General features: G+C 36.8%; 11 protein-coding genes. 5 read left to right on the top strand and 6 right to left on the bottom strand.

The genetic code is table 11. The features are described 5' to 3' along the window. Positions 1 to 7 precede the first annotated feature (7 nt). The 6 genes from ACB104_RS14820 to ACB104_RS14795 form a co-directional block, all read right to left on the bottom strand. The gene (locus tag ACB104_RS14820) at positions 8 to 1,876 is read right to left on the bottom strand and encodes a glycoside hydrolase family 13 protein (protein WP_370479968.1); all 1,869 of its coding nucleotides are present in this window, start codon (positions 1,874 to 1,876) and stop codon (positions 8 to 10) included. Between the two features lie 110 nt (positions 1,877 to 1,986). Continuing rightward, a complete protein-coding gene (locus tag ACB104_RS14815; RefSeq protein ID WP_370479966.1) occupies positions 1,987 to 4,098 on the bottom strand; it encodes a glycoside hydrolase family 97 protein in 2,112 nt (703 codons plus the stop codon). 15 nt (positions 4,099 to 4,113) lie between these two features. Next, positions 4,114 to 6,420 (bottom strand): glycoside hydrolase family 65 protein, encoded by a 2,307-nt coding sequence (locus tag ACB104_RS14810; protein WP_370479965.1) that lies wholly within the window; start codon positions 6,418 to 6,420, stop codon positions 4,114 to 4,116. 73 nt (positions 6,421 to 6,493) lie between these two features. Then, positions 6,494 to 7,174 (bottom strand): beta-phosphoglucomutase, encoded by a 681-nt coding sequence (pgmB, locus tag ACB104_RS14805; protein ID WP_370479963.1) that lies wholly within the window; start codon positions 7,172 to 7,174, stop codon positions 6,494 to 6,496. A 4-nt stretch (positions 7,175 to 7,178) separates the two neighbouring features. Then, positions 7,179 to 8,540 (bottom strand): MFS transporter, encoded by a 1,362-nt coding sequence (locus tag ACB104_RS14800; RefSeq protein ID WP_370479961.1) that lies wholly within the window; start codon positions 8,538 to 8,540, stop codon positions 7,179 to 7,181. A 142-nt stretch (positions 8,541 to 8,682) separates the two neighbouring features. Then, positions 8,683 to 9,756, bottom strand: coding sequence for a LacI family DNA-binding transcriptional regulator (locus ACB104_RS14795; RefSeq protein ID WP_370479959.1), 1,074 nt, complete (start codon positions 9,754 to 9,756; stop codon positions 8,683 to 8,685). A gap of 249 nt (positions 9,757 to 10,005) precedes the next feature. Between ACB104_RS14795 and ACB104_RS14790 the strand changes: the two genes are divergently transcribed. From ACB104_RS14790 to ACB104_RS14770, 5 genes are all read left to right on the top strand, one after another. Further along, complete coding sequence (locus ACB104_RS14790) at positions 10,006 to 13,116, top strand: SusC/RagA family TonB-linked outer membrane protein (protein ID WP_370479958.1); 3,111 nt, start codon at positions 10,006 to 10,008, stop codon at positions 13,114 to 13,116. 12 nt (positions 13,117 to 13,128) lie between these two features. Further along, a complete protein-coding gene (locus ACB104_RS14785) occupies positions 13,129 to 14,676 on the top strand; it encodes a RagB/SusD family nutrient uptake outer membrane protein (protein ID WP_370479957.1) in 1,548 nt (515 codons plus the stop codon). 19 nt (positions 14,677 to 14,695) lie between these two features. Next, complete coding sequence (locus ACB104_RS14780) at positions 14,696 to 16,093, top strand: SusF/SusE family carbohydrate-binding protein (RefSeq protein ID WP_370479956.1); 1,398 nt, start codon at positions 14,696 to 14,698, stop codon at positions 16,091 to 16,093. A 181-nt stretch (positions 16,094 to 16,274) separates the two neighbouring features. Next, positions 16,275 to 19,613, top strand: coding sequence for an alpha-amylase family glycosyl hydrolase (locus tag ACB104_RS14775; protein ID WP_370479954.1), 3,339 nt, complete (start codon positions 16,275 to 16,277; stop codon positions 19,611 to 19,613). After that, entirely contained in the window at positions 19,613 to 20,317 is a 705-nt protein-coding gene (locus tag ACB104_RS14770) for a hypothetical protein (RefSeq protein ID WP_370479952.1), read from the top strand. The genes ACB104_RS14775 and ACB104_RS14770 overlap by 1 nt, the downstream gene beginning before the upstream one ends. Positions 20,318 to 20,781 lie beyond the last annotated feature (464 nt).

Raw genomic sequence — 20,781 nt, 5'->3', positions numbered from 1 at the left:
ATCAATTTCATTTTGTCGTTAGAATAACACTGCCTTTCTCATTTAATAAAAATGAACCATTCCAAATCTGGCTTTTTCCATTTATGATATTGTGCACCATTTTTCCATCAAGACCAATTTCTTTGAATCTGTCTAAAGCCAACTCAATTGGGCCGCTATTTTTATTCATTATATGAATGACAGTTTCGTCATCTAAAATCCTGAACAGCATATAAACGCCATTCTCAGGAGCAAAGTGGGTAGTTTTACCTTCATGAATAGCTTTACTATTTTTTCTGTAATTCAATATTTTTTTGAGGAATAATTGCATGTCTTTCTGTTCCCCACTTAAGCCTTCACCCGTAAATGCATTTATGACATCGCCTTGCCAACCACCTGGAAAATCTGTACGTACCAAACCGTGGTCGCCGGGCTTATCAAAATCGTCCATCAAAATTTCCGTACCATAATAAATTTGCGGAATTCGAGGCATCATCAAAATATAACTTAGGGCCATTTTTGTATGGACAACATTTCCATGCAATTGGGTAAATATGCGACTCATATCATGATTATCAGGAAAAACCATAATATCCTTGGGGCTAGCATAAGCAAAATCGTTGGCCAAGCCTCTGTAAATTTCTATCAAGCCAGCATCCCATGATTCTTCATTGTTTAAACCTTTAACAATGGTTTCCTGCATGGCAAAATCCATGGGTGATTTTAAGTTGGAGTTGTAGCCATCCCTATTGATATTACCCTGCTGCCAATAGGCTATTAACAACGGATTTGTAGTCCATTCTTCCCCAACAATACTAAAGTTTGGATATTCATTCATAATCGCTCCAGCCCATTGGCTCATAAAATTTTTATCGGGATAAGGGTAAGTGTCTTGACGTATGCCCCGAAGTTTAGCCGTTTCAATCCACCAAATACTATTCTGAATTGTGTACTTTGCCATGAATGGGTTTCTTTGGTTTAAGTCTGGCATGGCCGAAACAAACCAACCTTCGCTCATGGCGTTTTTATCTAATTGTGATGCATAAATATCTTGGTTTGTAGTGCGCCTGTGGTTGGTGGTAATACTTTTGCTACCATCCCAATTCTCAATGTTTTCAACATAGCTATCTTGATGGTTTATCCAATCTTTAAACGGCAAATCTTTCATCCACCAATGCTCCACACCACAATGGTTGGCCACTTGGTCCATGATTAATTTCATGCCCTTTTCGGACATTTTTTTTGATAGCGCTACATACTCCTCCAAAGTTCCATACCTTGGATCAATTTGATAATAATCTGTAATGGCATATCCGTGATATGAGCTTTGAGGCATATCGTTTGTTAAAAGTGGGCAAGGCCAAACTGCGGTAAATCCCAATTCTTGAATGTAGTTCAAATGATTTGTAATACCCTCAATATCGCCACCGTGCCTGGCATAGTCATCTGTTCTGTCAACGGTTTTTTCCTTTAAAGTTTCAACAATATCATTTTCAGGATTTCCGTTTGCGAACCTATCTGGTGTTATCAAATAAATAACATCGCTGCTGTCAAAACCTTTATAATCTTCAGATGGCCTGTCCCTTGGTTTTAAATCATAAGTATGCACCAAATCCGTTTCACCTTCCTTTGTAAAAACGATGTTAAATTTTCCTGCATTTGCAGTTTCAGATACATTTATATCGATGAACAAATAATTCGGGCTATCCGCTTTATTTACATGCTCTATGGAAACTCCTTCATAAGAAAGCTCGGGAGTCCATTCAGAGATGTTGGGATGTTTCACCATCAACTGCAATTCTGAATTCTTGAAACCAACCCACCAATTTGGCGGTTCTATACGCTGAATATCATGCCTTTGAACAATTGAATTTTCCGAGCTATTGCTTTCAGCCATATTACTTTGTTTTTTGCAAGATAAATTTAACGTAATTACGCATACTAAAGCAATTAAAATGAAAGGTTTAGCTTTTTTCCTTTGGTTTGAATGACCCATAGTTGACTTCTTTATTTGATTTCTTCAATACTAACGGCATACCCTCCACCCGGAACTGACAATTGCGATAATTTTGATTTACTACTTACTTTCTTGGTTTTAATAGTATAAGCCTGCGGATTGGTTTTATAGTGTGCATCTTTGGCATCGGCATAAATAGTGGCTTTGTATTTCTTTCCCGCCTCTAAAAAATCCAGTTTAATGTTTGATGTTCTAGCATCAACACCATTTACATTACCTATGAACCATTTGTTTGCTCCTTTTTCTTTACGGGCCACCGTAATGTAGCGACCTGGTTCTGCTTCTAAATAAATGCCTTCATCCCAATCTATAGCGACATCTTTTATAAACTGAAAGGCATCTAAAAACCGATTGTAATTTTCTGGCAAATCGGCTGCCATTTGTAACGGACTGTACATGGTAACATACAACGCCAACTGATTGGCAATGGTGCTGTTTACATGGGAGTGGTTATTCGGATTAAGTTTACTGATTTCCATTTCAAAAATACCGGGCGTGTAATCCATAGGGCCACCAATCAAACGTGTAAAAGGTAACAGCGTAACATGGTTTGGTTTTGAACCACCAAACGCTTGAAATTCTGTACCTCTAGCCGATTCATTCCCTATTAAATTTGGATATGTTCTACAGATACCTGTTGGCCTGACCGCTTCATGGGCGTTTACCATGACTTGATAGTCTGCAGCTTTTGCAATGGCATATTGGTAGTGGTTTACAATCCATTGGCTGTAATGATGTTCACCACGTGGTAAAATATTCCCAACATAACCACTTTTTACGGCATCATATCCATTGTCTTTCATGAACTGATAGGCCTTGTCTATGTGGCGCTCATAATTCCTTATGGAACCTGAAGTTTCATGGTGCATAATCATTTTTACCCCGTTGGATTTTGCATATTCATGTATTTCTTCCACATCAAAATCTGGGTAGGGCGTTACAAAATCAAACACATAATCTTTTGATTTTCCAAACCAGTCTTCCCAACCTTCATTCCAACCTTCAACAAGCACACCATCAAAACCATGCTTCGCAGCAAAATCAATATATTCCATTACATGCGCAGTGTTGGCCGCATGTTTTCCATTGGGTTCGACTTTTGAAAAATCTGTTTTCCCGAGCTGAACAGCAGGTAAATCATCAGTATAGGCCCAAGAACTTCTACCTGTTATCATTTCCCACCAAACGCCAACGTATTTAACTGGCTTAATCCAAGAAGTGTCTTCTATTACACATGGGTCATTTAAGTTCAACGTTATTTTTGAAGCAAGAATATCGCGAGCATCATCGCTAACTATTACAGTTCTCCAAGGCGTTTTGCAAGGTGCTTGCATATAGCCCTTGTCGCCTATGGCGTCTGGGGTTAAATGTGATTCAAAAATGAAATTTTTATCATCTAAATTAAGGTGCATACAAGAATAATCAATAAGAGCCGCTTCATGTAAATTGATGTACAAACCATCATCTGTTTTCATCATTAATGCCGTTTGAACGCCTGTTTTTGAAAATTGCTTTTGTGACGCATTACCCGTTAATGCAGAATCGAATCTTTTTCGTATTTCAGATAATTTTGATTCAGTATAATCGTATTCCTGCGTATCATAATCGCCAGGAATCCAAAAAGCCGTGTGGTCGCCTGTCATTGCAAATTGCGTTTTTTCCTCTTTAATCACAAAATATACAAGGTTTTCTTGAGCAGGAAATTCGTAGCGAAAACCTAAACCATCGTTAAACAACCTGAAACAAACTAAAACCTTTCGTTCCGTTTCATTCTGTGTTAAGGTAACCGCCAATTCGTTATAATGGTTTCTTATTTCCTTTTGTTCTCCCCAAACGGGTTCCCAAGTTTCATCAAAAGAACTTGTTTCTGTATTTGAAATGGTGAAATCATTCATCAGTGATTTTTCGTCGTCTTTCAACAGAAATCCCAGTCGGCTAGATTTAATAACAGGCTTACTTTTGTATGACAAATTATACGTTGGCATACCATTAGCTTCCAATGAAAACCGCATGATTAATGCCCCATTTGGAGATTTCAGTTCTTGGGAGTTTCCAATAAATATGGAAAAAATAATCGTTATCGATACAATAAATAACCTCATTCTAATTAGATTTTGTTAAACGGTTATTAAACTATTTGGGGTTATGGTTACGGGTAAATTATTGACTAAAATTTGGAGTTCGGTATTACCTTCCAATTCAAACTTGGTATCGCTTTGGCACACCTCTACCTTTAAAATCTGATTTCTAAAATTGACTTTAAACGAATAAGCATCCCATTGTTTTGGTATTTTGGGCGTAAACGATAATTTATTGTCCTTAACGCGCATACCTCCAAAGCCTTCAACTATACTCATCCAAGTTCCAGCCATCGAAGTAATGTGCAGCCCTTCATGGACTTCTTTGTTATAGTCGTCCAAATCCAACCGCGAGGTACGCAAATAGAATTCATAAGCTTGTTCCATCTTACCTAATTTTGCTGCCTGAATACTGTGCACACATGGCGACAATGAGCTTTCATGGACCGTAAAAGGCTCATAAAAATCAAAATGACGTTCAAGTTCTTCTTCTGTAAAATGGTCTTCAAAAAAGTAGAAACCCTGCAAAACATCGGCCTGCTTTATGTATGGCGAACGGAGAATATGGTCCCAACTCCATTTTTGGTTTATTGGGCGTTGGCTTTTATCTAAATCAGCCACGGTAATCAGTTCTTTATCTAAAAATCCGTCTTGCTGAAGATATACATTATGTTTTTCTGAAAACGGGAAATACATGTTGTCTGCTACCGCCTTCCACTCTGCCAATTCTAAAGTTGACAGCTTGACTTTATTCATAATTCTAGTAAAATCTGATGCATATTCTTCTTCAACTTTACCGATATTTTCAAGTGCATAATTAATACACCATTGCGCCAAATAATTGGTGTACCAGTTATTATTTACATTGTTTTCATATTCATTTGGCCCCGTAACCCCCAAAATAACATACTTGTTTTTGGCTGTTGAAAAATTGGCTCGCTGATGCCAAAAACGGGCAATTCCGATTAAAACTTCGAGTCCTTTTTCGGGAATATAACTGTAATCATCTGTGTATCGACAGTAGTTATAAATGGCAAAAGCAATGGCTCCGTTTCTATGTATTTCTTCAAAAGTAATTTCCCACTCGTTATGGCATTCTTCACCATTCATAGTTACCATCGGGTAAAGCGCTGCGCCATTCTTAAACCCTAATTTTTGAGCATTTTCAATAGCTTTTTCCAAATGATTGTATCTGTATTCCAAAAGTGTTCTGGCTACATTTTGGTTTTTGGTTGCCATATAAAAAGGGATACAATAGGCCTCGGTATCCCAATACGTACTTCCACCGTATTTTTCACCTGTAAACCCCTTAGGACCAATGTTTAATCGAGAATCTCGACCCAAATAAGTTTGGTTTAACTGAAAAATATTAAAACGAATACCTTGTTGCGCCTTAACGTCTCCTGAAATTGTAATATCGGACATGTTCCATATCAAGTCCCAAGCTTTCTTTTGATCTTCCAATAATGTATTAAACCCTTTTTTGGTTGCCGATTTTAAAACCGATTTTGCCACAGTAACCAATTTAGATTTTTCATGATTTCTATCTACAACATAACCTCCAAACTTATGAATGGTATAGGTTTCATTTTGCTTTACTGAATGTTTGTAGCAAAAAGAAGCATATGTAGCATCAGCTTTAAATTTAGGCTCAATGATTAATGATTTTTCATCAATATAAATTTTGGATTCCATGAACGTGCATGTATGAAAATCGGTCTTCATGGTTTTAGCCTCAATAAAAGCCTGATGGTTTTTATGGCTTACATTTCTTGTATCCCAAAACTTATCATCCCAATTGGTATCTTCGTTTGTTATTCCAGAATCTAAATAGGGTTGAAAGATAATTTCGGCATCTTCATTTAAGGGTTTTATTTGGTATTGAATAGCGCCAACCTCTTCTAAATCCAAGCTTAAAAACCGTTTGGCGTTTACCTCAACCGTAATTCCGTCTTTTAATGTAGCTATGAAACTTCTAGATAACCAACCTTCCTTCATGTTAAGCTCTCGCCTAAAATTTTCTACTTTTTTACACGTAAACAAATCGAGTTGTTCGCCGTTTATTTCAACGTTGATTCCTATCCAATTTGGCGCATTAAGCACTTTTGCAAAATACTCTGGATAGCCATTTTTCCACCAGCCCACGCGGGTTTTATCTGGATAATAAACCCCTGCAACATAACTGCCTTGAAAGGTTTCACCAGAATAGTGTTCTTCAAAATTGGCACGTTGCCCCATGGCTCCATTTCCTATACTGAATAAACTTTCTGATGATTTTACACGTTTGGGATTGAACCCTTCTTCTATGATGGACCAGTTGTCTAGTTTTATATAATCTTGATTCATATTTTTAAAGATATGAGGGCATAGATTGCCTACGTCAATTTTAGGGCTATAGCTCTATAAGCGTACTATTTATCTAAGCCCTATGTTTCTTTTTGTTTTTTACTGAAATTAATTTTTTAATGAAATCGGAAGTCACTTCCGTTAAATTTTCAAAATTGTAATCTGCCTCATGAAGTGTTTCCTCATTACCAATTCCTATTGAAACCATATCAGCTCTATTGGCGGCTTCAATGCCTGCAATGGCATCTTCAAAAACGACACAATGTTCTGGCGGAAGATTTAACTTTTTAGCGCCGATTAAAAACACTTCAGGATCTGGTTTCGCTTTTGAAACACTGTTGCCATCTACTATTCCAGTAAAGCGTTCAAAAATCCCGACTTGCTTTAGTATAAGTGGTGCATTTTTACTGGCAGAACCTAGCACGTATTTTATTCCTAAACTATCTAAGGTATCGAGTAGTTCTAGTGCACCAGGCAAGATTTCATCGGATTTCATTTTTGTAATAAATCCCAAATATTCTTCGTTTTTGGTTACGAGATATTCTTGTTTTTTTTCTTCGGAAAGTTTTATGTTTCCTATTCCCAATAAAATCTCTAGGGACCTTACGCGACTCACTCCTTTAAGCAACTCATTGTGTTTTTCGGTAAATTCAAAACCTAATTTATTGGCAAGATTTTTCCAAGCCAAATAATGGTATTTTGCGGTATCAACAATAACACCATCTAAATCGAATATAACTCCTGTTTTCTGCATTGTTTTAAGATTGAATGATGTCATCAACATCTTTTACTTTATTAACTAAAGCTGCTGCGACAAGAAAACTCACACCACTCAATACCAATGCAAATATGGCTTGATTGCTATAAGCATATTTTACCAGTGGACCACCAATTAATGCATTGATTATTTGAGGTATTACAATGAAGAAATTGAAAATACCCATATAAACCCCCATCTTTTTTGGCGAGATAGACCCTGCTAAAATAGCATACGGCATAGCCAAAATACTTGCCCATGCAATGCCCACACCAATCATTGAAACGATGAGCCAATTCTTATCGGGCATGATGTAAATAGATAAGAGGCCTAAACCTCCAATGATAAGGGATATGGAATGTGTTTTCTTTCTTCCTATTCTCTGAGCTATATAAGGTAAAGCGAATGCGTAGATGGCCGACACCAAATTGTAAACCCCAAAGAGAATACCTATCCAATCACCTGCATCTTGATACATAGTGCTAGTGCTATCTGCATGGGATAGCCCATAAATATGTTGCGCAATGGCAGGAGTAGCAAACACCCACATACCAAACAAACCAAACCATGAGAAGAATTGCACCCATGCTAACTGCCGCATGGTTGTTGGCATTTTTTTAAAGTCCTCAAAAACGTCCAACAAGCTAGATTCTTTGTTTTCAACAACCACATCTATATCAACAGATTTGGCCTTTTCTTTTTCAATTAGGGCCAATTCCTCTGGTGAATATTCTTTGGTCGTTAATACCGTTATTAAAATTGAAACAATTAAGACAGCTGCTCCAATTATAAACGATAGAATTAAATTAAATGGAATTGCCCCATCTGAAGTTTGATTTGAAACGCCGAACCAATTGGTTAAGGCATATGGCAACCATGATCCGATTACGGCTCCAAAACCAATGAGTGCTGTTTGAACGCTGAACCCTAAGGTTCTTTGGTCAGTTCTCAGATTGTCACCAACCAACGCCCTAAATGGCTCCATCGCCACATTAAATGACGCATCCATAATCATGAGCATTCCTGCACCCACCCATAGAGGCGGTAAAAATACCGTGAAAATATCGGCTTGGGGCATTAAAACCAGACCAACAGAGGCTAGTATGGCACCCACCAAAAAATAAGGTTTTCTTCTCCCGAAGCGCCCCCAGGTATTATCACTGTAATGTCCAATAATAGGTTGAACGATCAACCCCATTAATGGGGCAATAATCCAAAACCAGGACAGTTCGTGAACGTCTGCTCCGAAAATTTGAAGTATTCTACTTGCGTTGGCATTTTGAAGGGCGAACCCCATTTGGATTCCTAGAAATCCAAAACTCATATTCCAGATTTGCCAGAAACTTAATCTACGCTTTTCCATGAAATAGTACGTTTAGTTAATACTATTTGATAAGCGGTAAATACTTATCAAAACTTATGTGAGAAGTGAAAATATAAGTTTTGATTTCGCATCAAAGATATAAAAGAATTTTTGTTTTCCTAATAATTTTTTTCAAACGAAACTATTTAGTTGATTCTCTCTCAATAATTTCGGTTTCGATAACTACCGTTATAAAGTCACTTTTCTTGTCCTTATTCGTAAAGTATTGCTCGCCTTCAGCATCTTCAGCATCCAATCGGTCAATGAGTAAATTTGCAGCTTGTTCACCCATTTTTTGACCATGCTGACTTACCGTAGTCAAACTAGGGGTAGCGTGTTTTGACAATACTCCATCTGTAAAACCAATAACCTGAATGTCATCAGGAACATGTACGCCCAATTTCTTTGCCACCTTCATTGCGGTTACGGCATACAATTCATTAACCGCAAACACACCATCTATTTGAGGATTAGTTTGAAAGAACTGAGCGATTTCGGTTTCAAGAATCTCCAGATGATTTTCAACATTTAAACTGTCGTCAATTTTTAAAATTAAATTGGAATCTGGCACAAAACCATTGGTTTCAAGGGCTTCAAGATAGCCTTGTGTCCTCAATTTTCCAACACTAACATAATCCATAGTGGTAATGAGTGCTATGTTTTTGCAATTATTTTCAATAAGCTTTTTTACGGCTTTAACAGCACCATTAAAGTCATCAACTATTACTTTATCACACTCCACTTCACTTACAACCCTATCGAACATCACAATTGGCATACCTTGGTTTATAGTGGCATGAAAATGGTGGTAATCTTGCTTTAGCAGGGTTTCTTTGGAAATGGAAAGAATAAAACCGTCAATACTTCCATTGGCAAGCATTTCCATATTGATTATTTCTTTGGCAAAGGATTCATTGGACAACCCAACAATAACATTGTATCCACGCCTGTTGGCTACCCTCTCAATACCACGAATTACGGTTGAAAAAAAATGATGTACAATTTCAGGAATGAGAATACCGATGGTTTTTGTTTTTCGGTTTTTTAAGCTAAGCGCAATATTGTTGGGCTTGTAGTTGTAAAGCTTAGCAAAGGCCTGTATTTTTTGGGTTGTGTCTTCGCTAATTTCTTTGCTGCCGCTCAACGCTTTTGACACTGTTGAAACCGAGACATCCAATTCTCTAGCAATTTGCTTTAATGTTATCTTCTTTTTCATGGCTAAAAACTGACTGTAAAGTAACAATTATTTGCATGCTTTTAAAGCGATGGTAAAATATTTTTCCGTAGGCCAATTCATGAGTTATTGTCAATTTTGGACTTAAATACTAAAAATTTATCAACACGAAAACGTTTTCGTTAAATATTTCGTAATCTAAAATTATTTCTTAACATTTTCTTTACATAGGTTTGATGCGAGAAGTGAAAATATAACTAAACAATTTAATTCATTATTCAACAAAATTATATGAAAACAACTACTAAAAGTTTGCTGTTTTTCCTGCTGATTTTGCCCGTTCTAGCATTTGGGCAAAACAGTTTAAAAGGAACAGTAACAGAACAATCAACTTCTATACCGCTTCCGGGAGTAAATGTAGTTATTAAAGGTACCTCAACAGGTACAGCTACAGATTTTGACGGCCAGTATGTAATTGAAGTTAACAATGGTGATGTTCTTGTATTCACCTATGTAGGTTACCAAGCACAAGAAATAACGTACACCGGACAAGCTACGCTAGACGTTCAATTAAGTGAGGACGCAGCGCAACTTGAAGAAATCGTTATTATTGGATACGGTAGCGTTAAAAAGGAAGACTTAACCGGCTCGGTTGATGTCATATCTTCTGAAGATTTTAACCAAGGTGCTGTTGTATCTCCAGACCAATTACTTCAAGGTAAAGCTGCGGGTGTCAGGATAACAAGTGCTGGTGGACAGCCAGATGCTGCTCCAAACATTAGAATTAGAGGTGGTTCTTCATTATCTGGAAACAACTCTCCTTTAATCGTAATAGACGGCGTACCATTAGATAATGGTGGTGTTGCTGGTGTTGGTAACCCATTAAGCTTGATAAACCCAAATGATATTGAAAGCTTTAGTGTGCTTAAGGATGCTTCCGCAACAGCTATTTATGGTTCAAGGGCGTCAAACGGTGTACTTATTATTACCACCAAAAAAGGAACTTCTGGTGAAGCTAAATTTAATTTTTCGGCCAGAACCTCTCTAAGCAACATCAGTTCCAGAAATCAAATTGAAATTATGGATGGGGATACTTTTGTGAAATTTGCCCAAATGTATTTCCCAGATGACATAGGCGCATTGGGTGTTCCTGTTGGATCAGTAGACACTAATCAGCCTGTTTCTCAAATTTTAAGCACACCAAATGGTGACAGAGCCATTTACAATTCAGATTGGCAAGATGCCATTTACAGAACCGCCATTACCAAAGATTACAATTTTGGGGTAAGAGCTAATTTATTCGAGAAAATACCTTTTAGAGCTTCCGTAGGATACAACAATACCGAAGGTGTAGTAAAAACAAATGACTACGAAAGAATAACAGCTTCCTTAAGGTTATCTCCCAAGCTTTTTGATGAGCATTTAAAAGTCGATTTAAATGCTAAAGCTACTTCTGTAGACAAAAATGCAGTAGATGATGGCGCAGCTATAGGTGGAGCGGTTTCAATGGATCCAACAAAGCCTATTTACGACGGAAATTCAATTTTTGATGGTTTCTATCAACAATTACGTCCTTCCACCGACGCTAACAATCCAAATGCAAAAGCAGGTTCAAGTAATCCATTGGCTGTTCTTTTACAGCGAGCAAGACCAGAAAAAGTTAAACGACTGCTTGGTAACTTGGAACTTGATTACAAATTTCACTTTTTACCAGAGTTAAGAGCAGTAGTCAACTTGGGCCTTGAGGCATCTAGAGCTGAAATAGAAGAACGATTTACTGATAACTCCGTGAACTCCTATACTTTGGTTCCAGATACAAATCAACCAAAAGGAACTTACATTTTCAATCCAGGAAAAAGTTTTGGTGAAAGACAACATATTACCAATACCACTATGGAGTCATATCTGGCTTATAGAAAAGAATTTGATGGGTCTTTTCTGAATAACTTTGATATACAAGCGGGTTATTCATATCAAAACTTTAAAAATGATGGTAATAAAGATGAATATGAAAACGACCCTGTAACAGGAGTTAGGATCCCGAATATTGACCCTCTAAATGAGAATAATAGATATTTTAACTCGCTCAATCTTCAATCGTTTTTTGGAAGGGCGAATATAAACTTAGGTAACAAATATTTGTTAACCGCTTCCTTTAGAGCTGATGGTTCCTCATTCTTTACAGAAGAAAACCGCTGGGGATATTTCCCATCGGCTGCTGTAGCTTGGAAAGTTAAAGAAGAAAGCTTTCTTCAAGCCGTAGATTTTGTTAATGATTTTAAAATCAGACTTGGCTGGGGAGAAACCGGTCAACAAGACATATCTGGGCAAGTAGGTTTTTATCCATCAATTCCACTTTTTGAAATTGGTTCCCCAGAAAGTCAATACATCTCAGGGGTAAATCTATACAATGCTAAGGAGTTCAACCCGGATTTAACATGGGAAAAAACAACCACATATAATGCTGGTGTTGATTTTGACTTTTTTGCAAACAGTGTTTTTTCTGGTTCGTTTGATATTTTCAAAAGGAAGACTACAGACTTGTTAGTACTAACCAATGTACCACCTGGTCAAGCGCTAAGTGATCAAGTGATACAAAATGTAGGTGCAACTAAAAGCAAAGGTTTTGAATTGAACTTAAACTTAAATCCAGTACAAAACGAAAATTTCAATTTATCATTAAACGGAAACCTATCATACAACTATACCGAAGTTACAGATCTTAGTGGTGTAGAGCAAATTACCGTTAATAAAGATGAAGCCAGATTAGATATTGGAACAGGAAACTTCCTTTTAAGACATGCCATTGGTAAACAAGCGAGTTCTGCATACGTATTAAAACAAGTTTACGATACTGATGGAACACCAATTTTAGGTTCTTTTGTTGATTTAAATGGTGATGGAAGAATTACTGAAGATGATAGATACTACAAGCCTATTCAACCTAACTGGACTTTTGGATTTGGCTTCAATATGGACTACAAAAACTGGAATTTATCGGCTAGTTTTAGAGGTCAATTAGATGGATATATCTATAACTCAAGAAAATTAACACATGGTAGAATACAAAATGCAAAATCCTTAGACGGTACATTCTTTAACAATACGTTAAACTTCTTTACGGGAGCTGCCGATCCTGTATTCACCAGTATTTTAGACCCTGTTCAATATTCCGATTATTTCTTGGAAGGCGCATCATTTTTAAGATGCGAGAACATAGTATTGGGCCATACACTGTCCAATGTTATTAAAAACGCAACGTTGAAAATTTATGGCGCTGTTAATAATCCTTTTGTTATAACCAAATACTCAGGACAAGACCCGGAAAACTTTTGGGGTATTGATAAAAACTTTTATCCAAGAGCAACCGTTTATAACTTAGGTGTAAATATTGACTTTTAAACTATGAAAATGATGAAAAATAATATTTTAAAATTTCTATTTGGTTTGGTGGTTGTAGGCACCCTAAACATTGGATGCACCAGCGATTTAGATACCGAACCCCTAATTGAACTGTCTTTGGATGAACTTTTATCCCAAGACCCAAAAGCGATAGAAGGTATTCTATCACGTCTTTATGGATCTTTTGCCTTATCTGGAGCAGATGGGGCTGGAAGTTCTGACATTAGTGATGATGCTGGAGAATCTCCTTTCTTAAGAGGAATTATAAACTTACAGGATTTTGCTGCAGACGGCATGAAAAACAGATGGGGTGATAACGGTTTGGACCAATTAACCACAACAAGTGATTGGACTGCCGAAAATAAATTCTTCAGATATTTATATAATCGAATATTCTTTACAATTCCGCAATGTAACAACTTGCTATCAATTCTACCAAACGTAGATGTTGAAAACAAAGAAGCTATTACTTCCGAAGTACGATTCATTAGGGCATTGGCAAATTTCTATTTGATTGATGTATTTGGCAAAGGTGTTTTGGCTAATGAAGAAAATTTCGGCCAAACTGAGTCACTTCCTGAAGCTTCAAGACAACAGCTTTTTGACTTTGTGGAATTTGAACTATTGGCAATAGAGCCTCTTTTACTGGAAACAAACACCTACGGAAGAGCCACCAAAGGTGCCGCGCAAATGCTATTGGCTAAACTTTATTTAAATGCAGAAGTTTATACTGGAACTGCCAGATATGCAGATGCTGCCGTTTATGCCAATAAAGTAATCAATGAAGGGCCTTATCGTTTGGCAAACGATTTTGTAAGCATATTTTCTGCAGACAATGACACATCAACTGAAATTATTTTCCCTTTAATTGCTGACGCGCAAGTAAGCCAGAGTTACGGTAACACGACTTACATAGTAAATGGTAATTTAAACTCAGACACAACACCTTTGGCACAATTTGGTGCAACTGAAGGCTGGGGAGGACACAGAGCAACCAAAGCTTGGTATGGTTTATTTGGAGACTTAGCCACTTCAACAGATGATAGAGCAAAGTTGTTTTGGACTGAAGGACATAACTATGAAATGACGGATTATAAAACTTGGATAGATGGCTACCCATCGGTTAAATTTAGAAACACCAGTTTTTCTGGTTCAACGGTGCCTTCAAGTTTCTCTCCAACTGATTTTCCTTTATTTAGATTGGCTGATGCCTATTTAATGTATGCCGAATGTGCCATTAGGAATGCAGCTGGAACAGATAAGGGAACTGCGACGCAATATGTCAATGCAGTTAGAACACGATCTAATGCTAGCGCTGTTTCACAAGGTGATTTAACCCTTGACTTCATAATCGATGAACGTGGAAGAGAATTAAACCTTGAAGGTCATAGACGCACAGACTTAATACGTTTTGGCAGGTTCACCGGAGGCTCCTATTTATGGCCTTGGAAAGGTGGCGTACAAAATGGAGCGTCAATTCCTGCTTCCTATAATGTTTACCCTATTCCATCATCGGCCTTACAGGCAAACCCCAACTTAACACAAAACCCAGGTTATTAAAAAACTAATTATCACTATTATGAAAAATATAAAAATTTTATCGCTACTATTAATTGCCGTAATCGGCCTTGTATCTTGCGAGCAAGATGACGAATTGGTATTTACGGCTCAAGAACCTGCTGAGGGCATCAGCTTTTCTAATACATTTTTAGCTGAATATACTTTAACTGCAGCCGCTGCCAAAAATATAGGTGAGCGCTTTACATGGGAAGACGCCTATTTTGATGTTCCTACAAATGTAAGCTATGAGTTGCAGAATTCTGTTTTAGGAGACTTTACCGATGCCACTTCTTTAGGAACTACAAGCGGAAATGAATTGGCAGTTACTATTGGGCAAATGTTAGGTTTTGCTGAAGCAGCTGGCTTAGATAACGACCCAAATACGGACAACCCAAATACGGGTGAACTCTATTTTAGAATTAAAGCATTTGTAGGAACCGATGGATTAGAAACCTTTTCCGATATTCAAACATTGAACGTAGTGCTGCCTGAAGTAGTTGTAGGCGGTGGTGCTTTTGAAGTTGCCTCTTGGGGTGTTGTTGGGTCTGGTTACAACAATTGGGGAGGTTTTGCTGATGGTAAATTTTATACAACAGGAACGCCTGGCGTAATTGTTTCATATGTAAATTTAGTTGATGGCGAAATTAAATTTAGAGAAAACAATGCATGGGGTGGTGATTTAGGTGATGCTAATGATGATGGTGTATTAGATGCTGATCCAGACAACAACATTGCTGTTACTGCTGGAGATTATAAAATCACGATAAACACCAACGACAATTCTTATACAATAGAACCTTTCTCTTGGGGTATTGTTGGAAATGGTTATAATAATTGGGGTGGAGCTGGTATTGATGCAAAACTATATTACGACCATACCACCGATACTTTCAAAGCCAGCGTTAAACTTTTTAATGGATTCATAAAATTCAGACCATTAAACACATGGTCAGGAGATATGGGTGATGCTAATCTTGATGGTATTTTGGACACCGATTCCGACAACAATATTCCTGTAACTGAAGGACATTACTTAGTTACAGTCGATTTCAAAGATAATAGCTATACTATTGAAGAAGCCACTGTATGGGGAGCTGTAGGATCAGGATTTAATAATTGGGGTAATGATAGTTGGGACCATGACGGAGATGCAGGAACACCTGACGTACCAGTTTCTGATGCAGCTCTTACAGAGATCCAACCAGGCGTTTGGTTCGCAGAAAACATCACTTTGGTTGATGGCGAGCTTAAATTTAGACCAAACAATACATGGAATGGCGATTATGGTGATGCAAACGAGGACGGTATCCTAGATCAAGATGCAGATAATAACATTGCCGTTACTGCAGGAAACTATGTAATAAGCATCGATTTTAACGACCCTTCTGGACCTGTATATTACCTAGGCAAAAGATAGTTTATCTGCTAAAATACAAGCTTGATACTTGTAGTGATATAAATTAATAAAGAGGTTGTATTACTAAAAAATACAACCTCTTTTGTTAAAATTTCTATGAAAATTAACCCAAAGTAACTCTTGATTTACAATCGGGATACTTGACGGCAATTAACATTTTTCTTTCTAAAAAAATACTCAAATGAAAAGAATTATTCTTAGTTTATTTTTATGTTTAACCGTTTCTGTTATTTATTCCCAACAACAAACTGTAATTTGGGAGATTACTTACGGCACGGAAAACGATCCTGTAACAATATCACTTGATGGCAGTTCTATAGATGAATCCTCATGGGGAATTAGCGATAATGCCATTTATTTATGGTCATGGTCTTATGACCTGAATTTTGCCAACAGTCAAGATTGCCCAACAAATGGGAGTTGGTCAAATTCTGATGAAGCCAATAAATTAAGCTATGACAGCAACAAGGATGTATATAATATCACATTTACACCAAATACCTTTTATGCAAGAACCGGAATAGGTAGAATTGGATTTCTATTTAAGGCTAAAGATGGTACTGGGGATAAAAAATCGCAAGATATTTTACAAGACCTTGAGTTCAATGAATTAACTTTAAATTCCCCCACCGAAGACCCAATTATTGTTGATGCTGGAACATTAATCAATATTACAGCTAGCACAACTTTTACTTCAGATTTTTCACTAAAAGCCAATGGTATTGAAGTAGACACCGCTAATGAATCTGTAAATTACGGTTTTGACTTTACAGTTAATGCAGACACCGATTTTGTTCTTGAAGCCAATGATGGTATTCAAACAATAAGCAAATCCTTTCGAGCCCGATTAACACCTCAATTCCCCGTACCAGATGGAATGCTTGATGGCATCAATTTAGACCCAAATGATAACACAAAAGTAACACTTGTTTTATTTGCGCCCGGCAAAACCTCTGCGCATGTTATTGGTGATTTTAATAATTGGCAGAAGGATAGTAATTATGTCATGAATTTTGACACGGCTCGGGATAAATTCTGGATTGAGTTGAATGGTCTAACGCCCCAATTCAATCATATGTTTCAATACTTGGTAGATTCAGATATTAGAATTGCCGACCCTTATTCCACTGTTATTCTAGACGAATTTAACGATCAATATATAGATTCTGTTACCTACCCTAATTTACCCACTTACCCAACTGGATTAACCAATCATGCAGTAACATTATTAAGAACCGGAGATGCAGATTACAATTGGCAAGTCACAAATTTTCAAAGACCTGAAAAAACCGATTTAGTTATCTACGAACTTTTAATTCGCGATTTTGATGCGCTACATAGTTTTGATGCCGTTAAAGCACGCTTGGATTATTTAGAATCTTTAGGTGTAAATGCCATAGAATTAATGCCGGTAAACGAATTTGGCGGAAATTTAAATTGGGGTTATGATCCATCATTCCACATGGCCTTAGATAAATATTATGGCACTGCAGAATCATTTAAACGGTTAATAGACGAATGCCATAAGCGTGGCATTGCCATAATTCTAGATGTGGTATATAACCATGCAAACGGTCAAAATCCATTTTACAGACTTTGGAACACAGATAATGGAAACTATAATGGGCAAGCCTCTGTAGACAATCCATTTTTTAACCCAGTTACCACGCATGCCTATGCCTTTTTTAACGATTTTAATCATCAATCCAACGCCACAAAAAAATACATCGAAAGAATTGCAAAGTATTGGATAAACGAATTTAAAATTGATGGTTTTAGATGGGATTTAACCAAAGGGTTTACCCAAAACTGTACAGGAAATGAAAGCTGTACAAATAGTAAGCAAGAGGACAGAATAGCTGTTTTAAAAGAATATGCTGATTATCAGTGGGAAGCTGACCCTAATTTCTATATCATTTTTGAGCATCTAGGTGGCATCGATGAAGAAAAACAATGGGCCGATTACCGTGCCGATGAAGGAAAAGGTATTATGCTTTGGAATAGATTAGATCCGCCTTATGGTGAAGCAACCATTGGGAACCATTCAGGTGGAGCGTCTGATTTTTCAGATGTATCATATGCCGTTAAAGGATTTGATGGTCCATCCGCTGTTTCTTATATGGAAAGCCATGACGAGCAACGTATTATGTATAGAAATTTGCAATATGGCAAAAGTGAAGGTGATTATTCTGTAAAAGATTTAAACACCGCTTTAGAAAGGATGGAAACAGCAGGAGCTTTCTTTTTTACCATTCCTGGACCAAAAATGATATGGCAATTTGGTGAGTTAGGCTATGAAGTTGACATCGATTTTAATGGTAGAACTGGAGAGAAACCAATAAGATGGGATTACGTTGATAATCCTAATAGGAAATCAATCTATAATACATGGTCTAAATTAATTGATCTAAAGTTAAATGAACCTATTTTTAAAACATCCAATTTCACTATTAACGCAAACAGTACAACCGGATTAAAGTCCATACACCTAACATATTCAAGTGCTACTGGCAATGAAATACAATATGTAACAATTATAGGCAACTTTGGATTGGTTCCTCAAGAAATAAATCCAGAATTTCAACAAATTGGCACATGGTACAATTTAACCCATAGAAATAACCCAATTGATGTTACCAGTGCAACTTCAGTCATTTCATTGGCACCAGGTGAATTTAGAGTGTATGGTGACAAACCATTTGTAGACCCAAATGATTTAGATAGTGATGGTGTTATAAATACAGAAGATAATTGTACAGACACACCACTAGGAACCGTTGTTGGTGTGAACGGTTGCGAAATATTTACCTTACCTGTGAATAATTTTGCTTTGCAAATCACGAGTGAAACATGTAGAAATAGCAATAACGGAAGTATTAGTATTTTGGCCACCCAAAATTTAAGCTATACAGCTAGCGCTTCGGGTAATGGAGTAAACCTTACTCAACCTTTTACTACAAATTACACATTCGAAAATTTAGAAGCTGGTGATTATGAGGTATGTATTACAGTTGACGGGCAAACAGATTATGAACAGTGCTTTAATGTTACGATTACAGAACCTGAAAACATATCCGTTCTTTCAAAAGCCGGTAAGACCAAAAATTCAGTTTCACTTCAAATGACTGGAAGTTCCCTTTACAAGATAACATTAAACGGAGTGACAACCGAAACTTCTAGTTCTAGTATTGATTTAGAATTGAGTAGTGGAATAAATACCATTAGCGTTCAAGGAGAAAAAATCTGCCAAGGGACGTATGAAGAAACTATATTCTATAATAATGATTCAATTGCAGTTACAAACCCTATTAAGAATAATGTTCTACACGTCTACTTAAACGAGGGTAATTCTGAAGCGACTACGATAAACATTTACTCCATGGTAGGCAAGCAAATTTATACGACAAAAACTAATCAAAATAATTTAAAAATTGACGCCTCTAGTTTTTCAAAAGGTATTTATATACTACATGTAAATTCAAAAAAAGATACTAAAAGTTTTAAAATTATAAAGAACTAATGAAAAAATCAGTTATATATTTCGTTATCGGCTTCTTCAGTTTTCCTGTTGTTTTTAACTGCAGTGGTAGTGACTCAGATCCAGATCCAGTAGTTATTACCCCCCCAGGGGAAGCCACTTTAATTTTTCCCAATGAAAATTCTGAATGCACGGAAGGCACAAATGTAACAAGTACAGAAAGTGATGTCACTTTTGATTGGAACGATGCGCTCAATGCAGATTCATATCAATTGTATTTAAAAAATTTAGACACTCAAGAAACCAGTAATTATAGCAGCGTGAATTCTCAATTTACACTTACCCTTTTAAGGAGCACACCATATTCTTGGTATGTGGTTTCCAAAAATTCTGGAACACAGACAACACAAAGTGCTACTTGGAAGTTTTATAATGCCGGTGAAGCAGTATCATCTTATGCACCGTTTCCAGCAGAATTAGTAAGCCCCGAAATGGGAACTTCATTGGAAGCCTCTTTAACTGATGTGTTGTTACAATGGGCTGGTAGTGACATAGACAATGATATTGAAAGTTATGATGTTATTTTTGGCACGGAAAACACACCAATTAATAATCTAGGATCCACCAGTCAAGTTAACTTTTCGGCAAATGTTACTTCAGGAACAACCTATTATTGGCGCGTTATTTCAAATGATAGCCAAGGGAACAGTTCTGAATCTGAAATTTTTCAGTTCAAGGTGAAATAAATAGGGTTTTGATTGATGAAAAATTAACAATTTGAGCAAGTACATTATTGAAGCCTACAATATTATGGGCAAACTTAACAGAACAAAAGGTTATTAAACTCGTTAAGTTCTGATTAAGTAGTTTAGTTTGTTTGGAATGTTTAATAGCTGAGACGACAATAAAACTCAGCTATTAACTTTTATTTAGTGCTTTCAATAAAATTTAAAATAATGAAAACCATCTCCCATATCCGTATTTTCCACTTTTCAGTTGTGTTGATTTTTGGCTGCAAAAAGAACACCAAATAGCCCAATAACAGAGCAATTAAGAAAACAATGAAATAGCTGCTCCAAGAGACATATTCTAGGTACCATCAACAAGAATATGTGATAAAAGACGGCTCATTTATGTACAATGTTTTTGTATTGCGCCAGTTTTAGGATATCTGCCAAAATGGGAACAAGCTTTGATTCAAACTCAGACA

The sequence above is a fragment of the Tamlana flava genome (genome assembly GCF_041287255.1).
Lineage (GTDB): Bacteria > Bacteroidota > Bacteroidia > Flavobacteriales > Flavobacteriaceae > Tamlana > Tamlana flava.
This window is presented reverse-complemented; position numbering and strand designations above follow the sequence as displayed.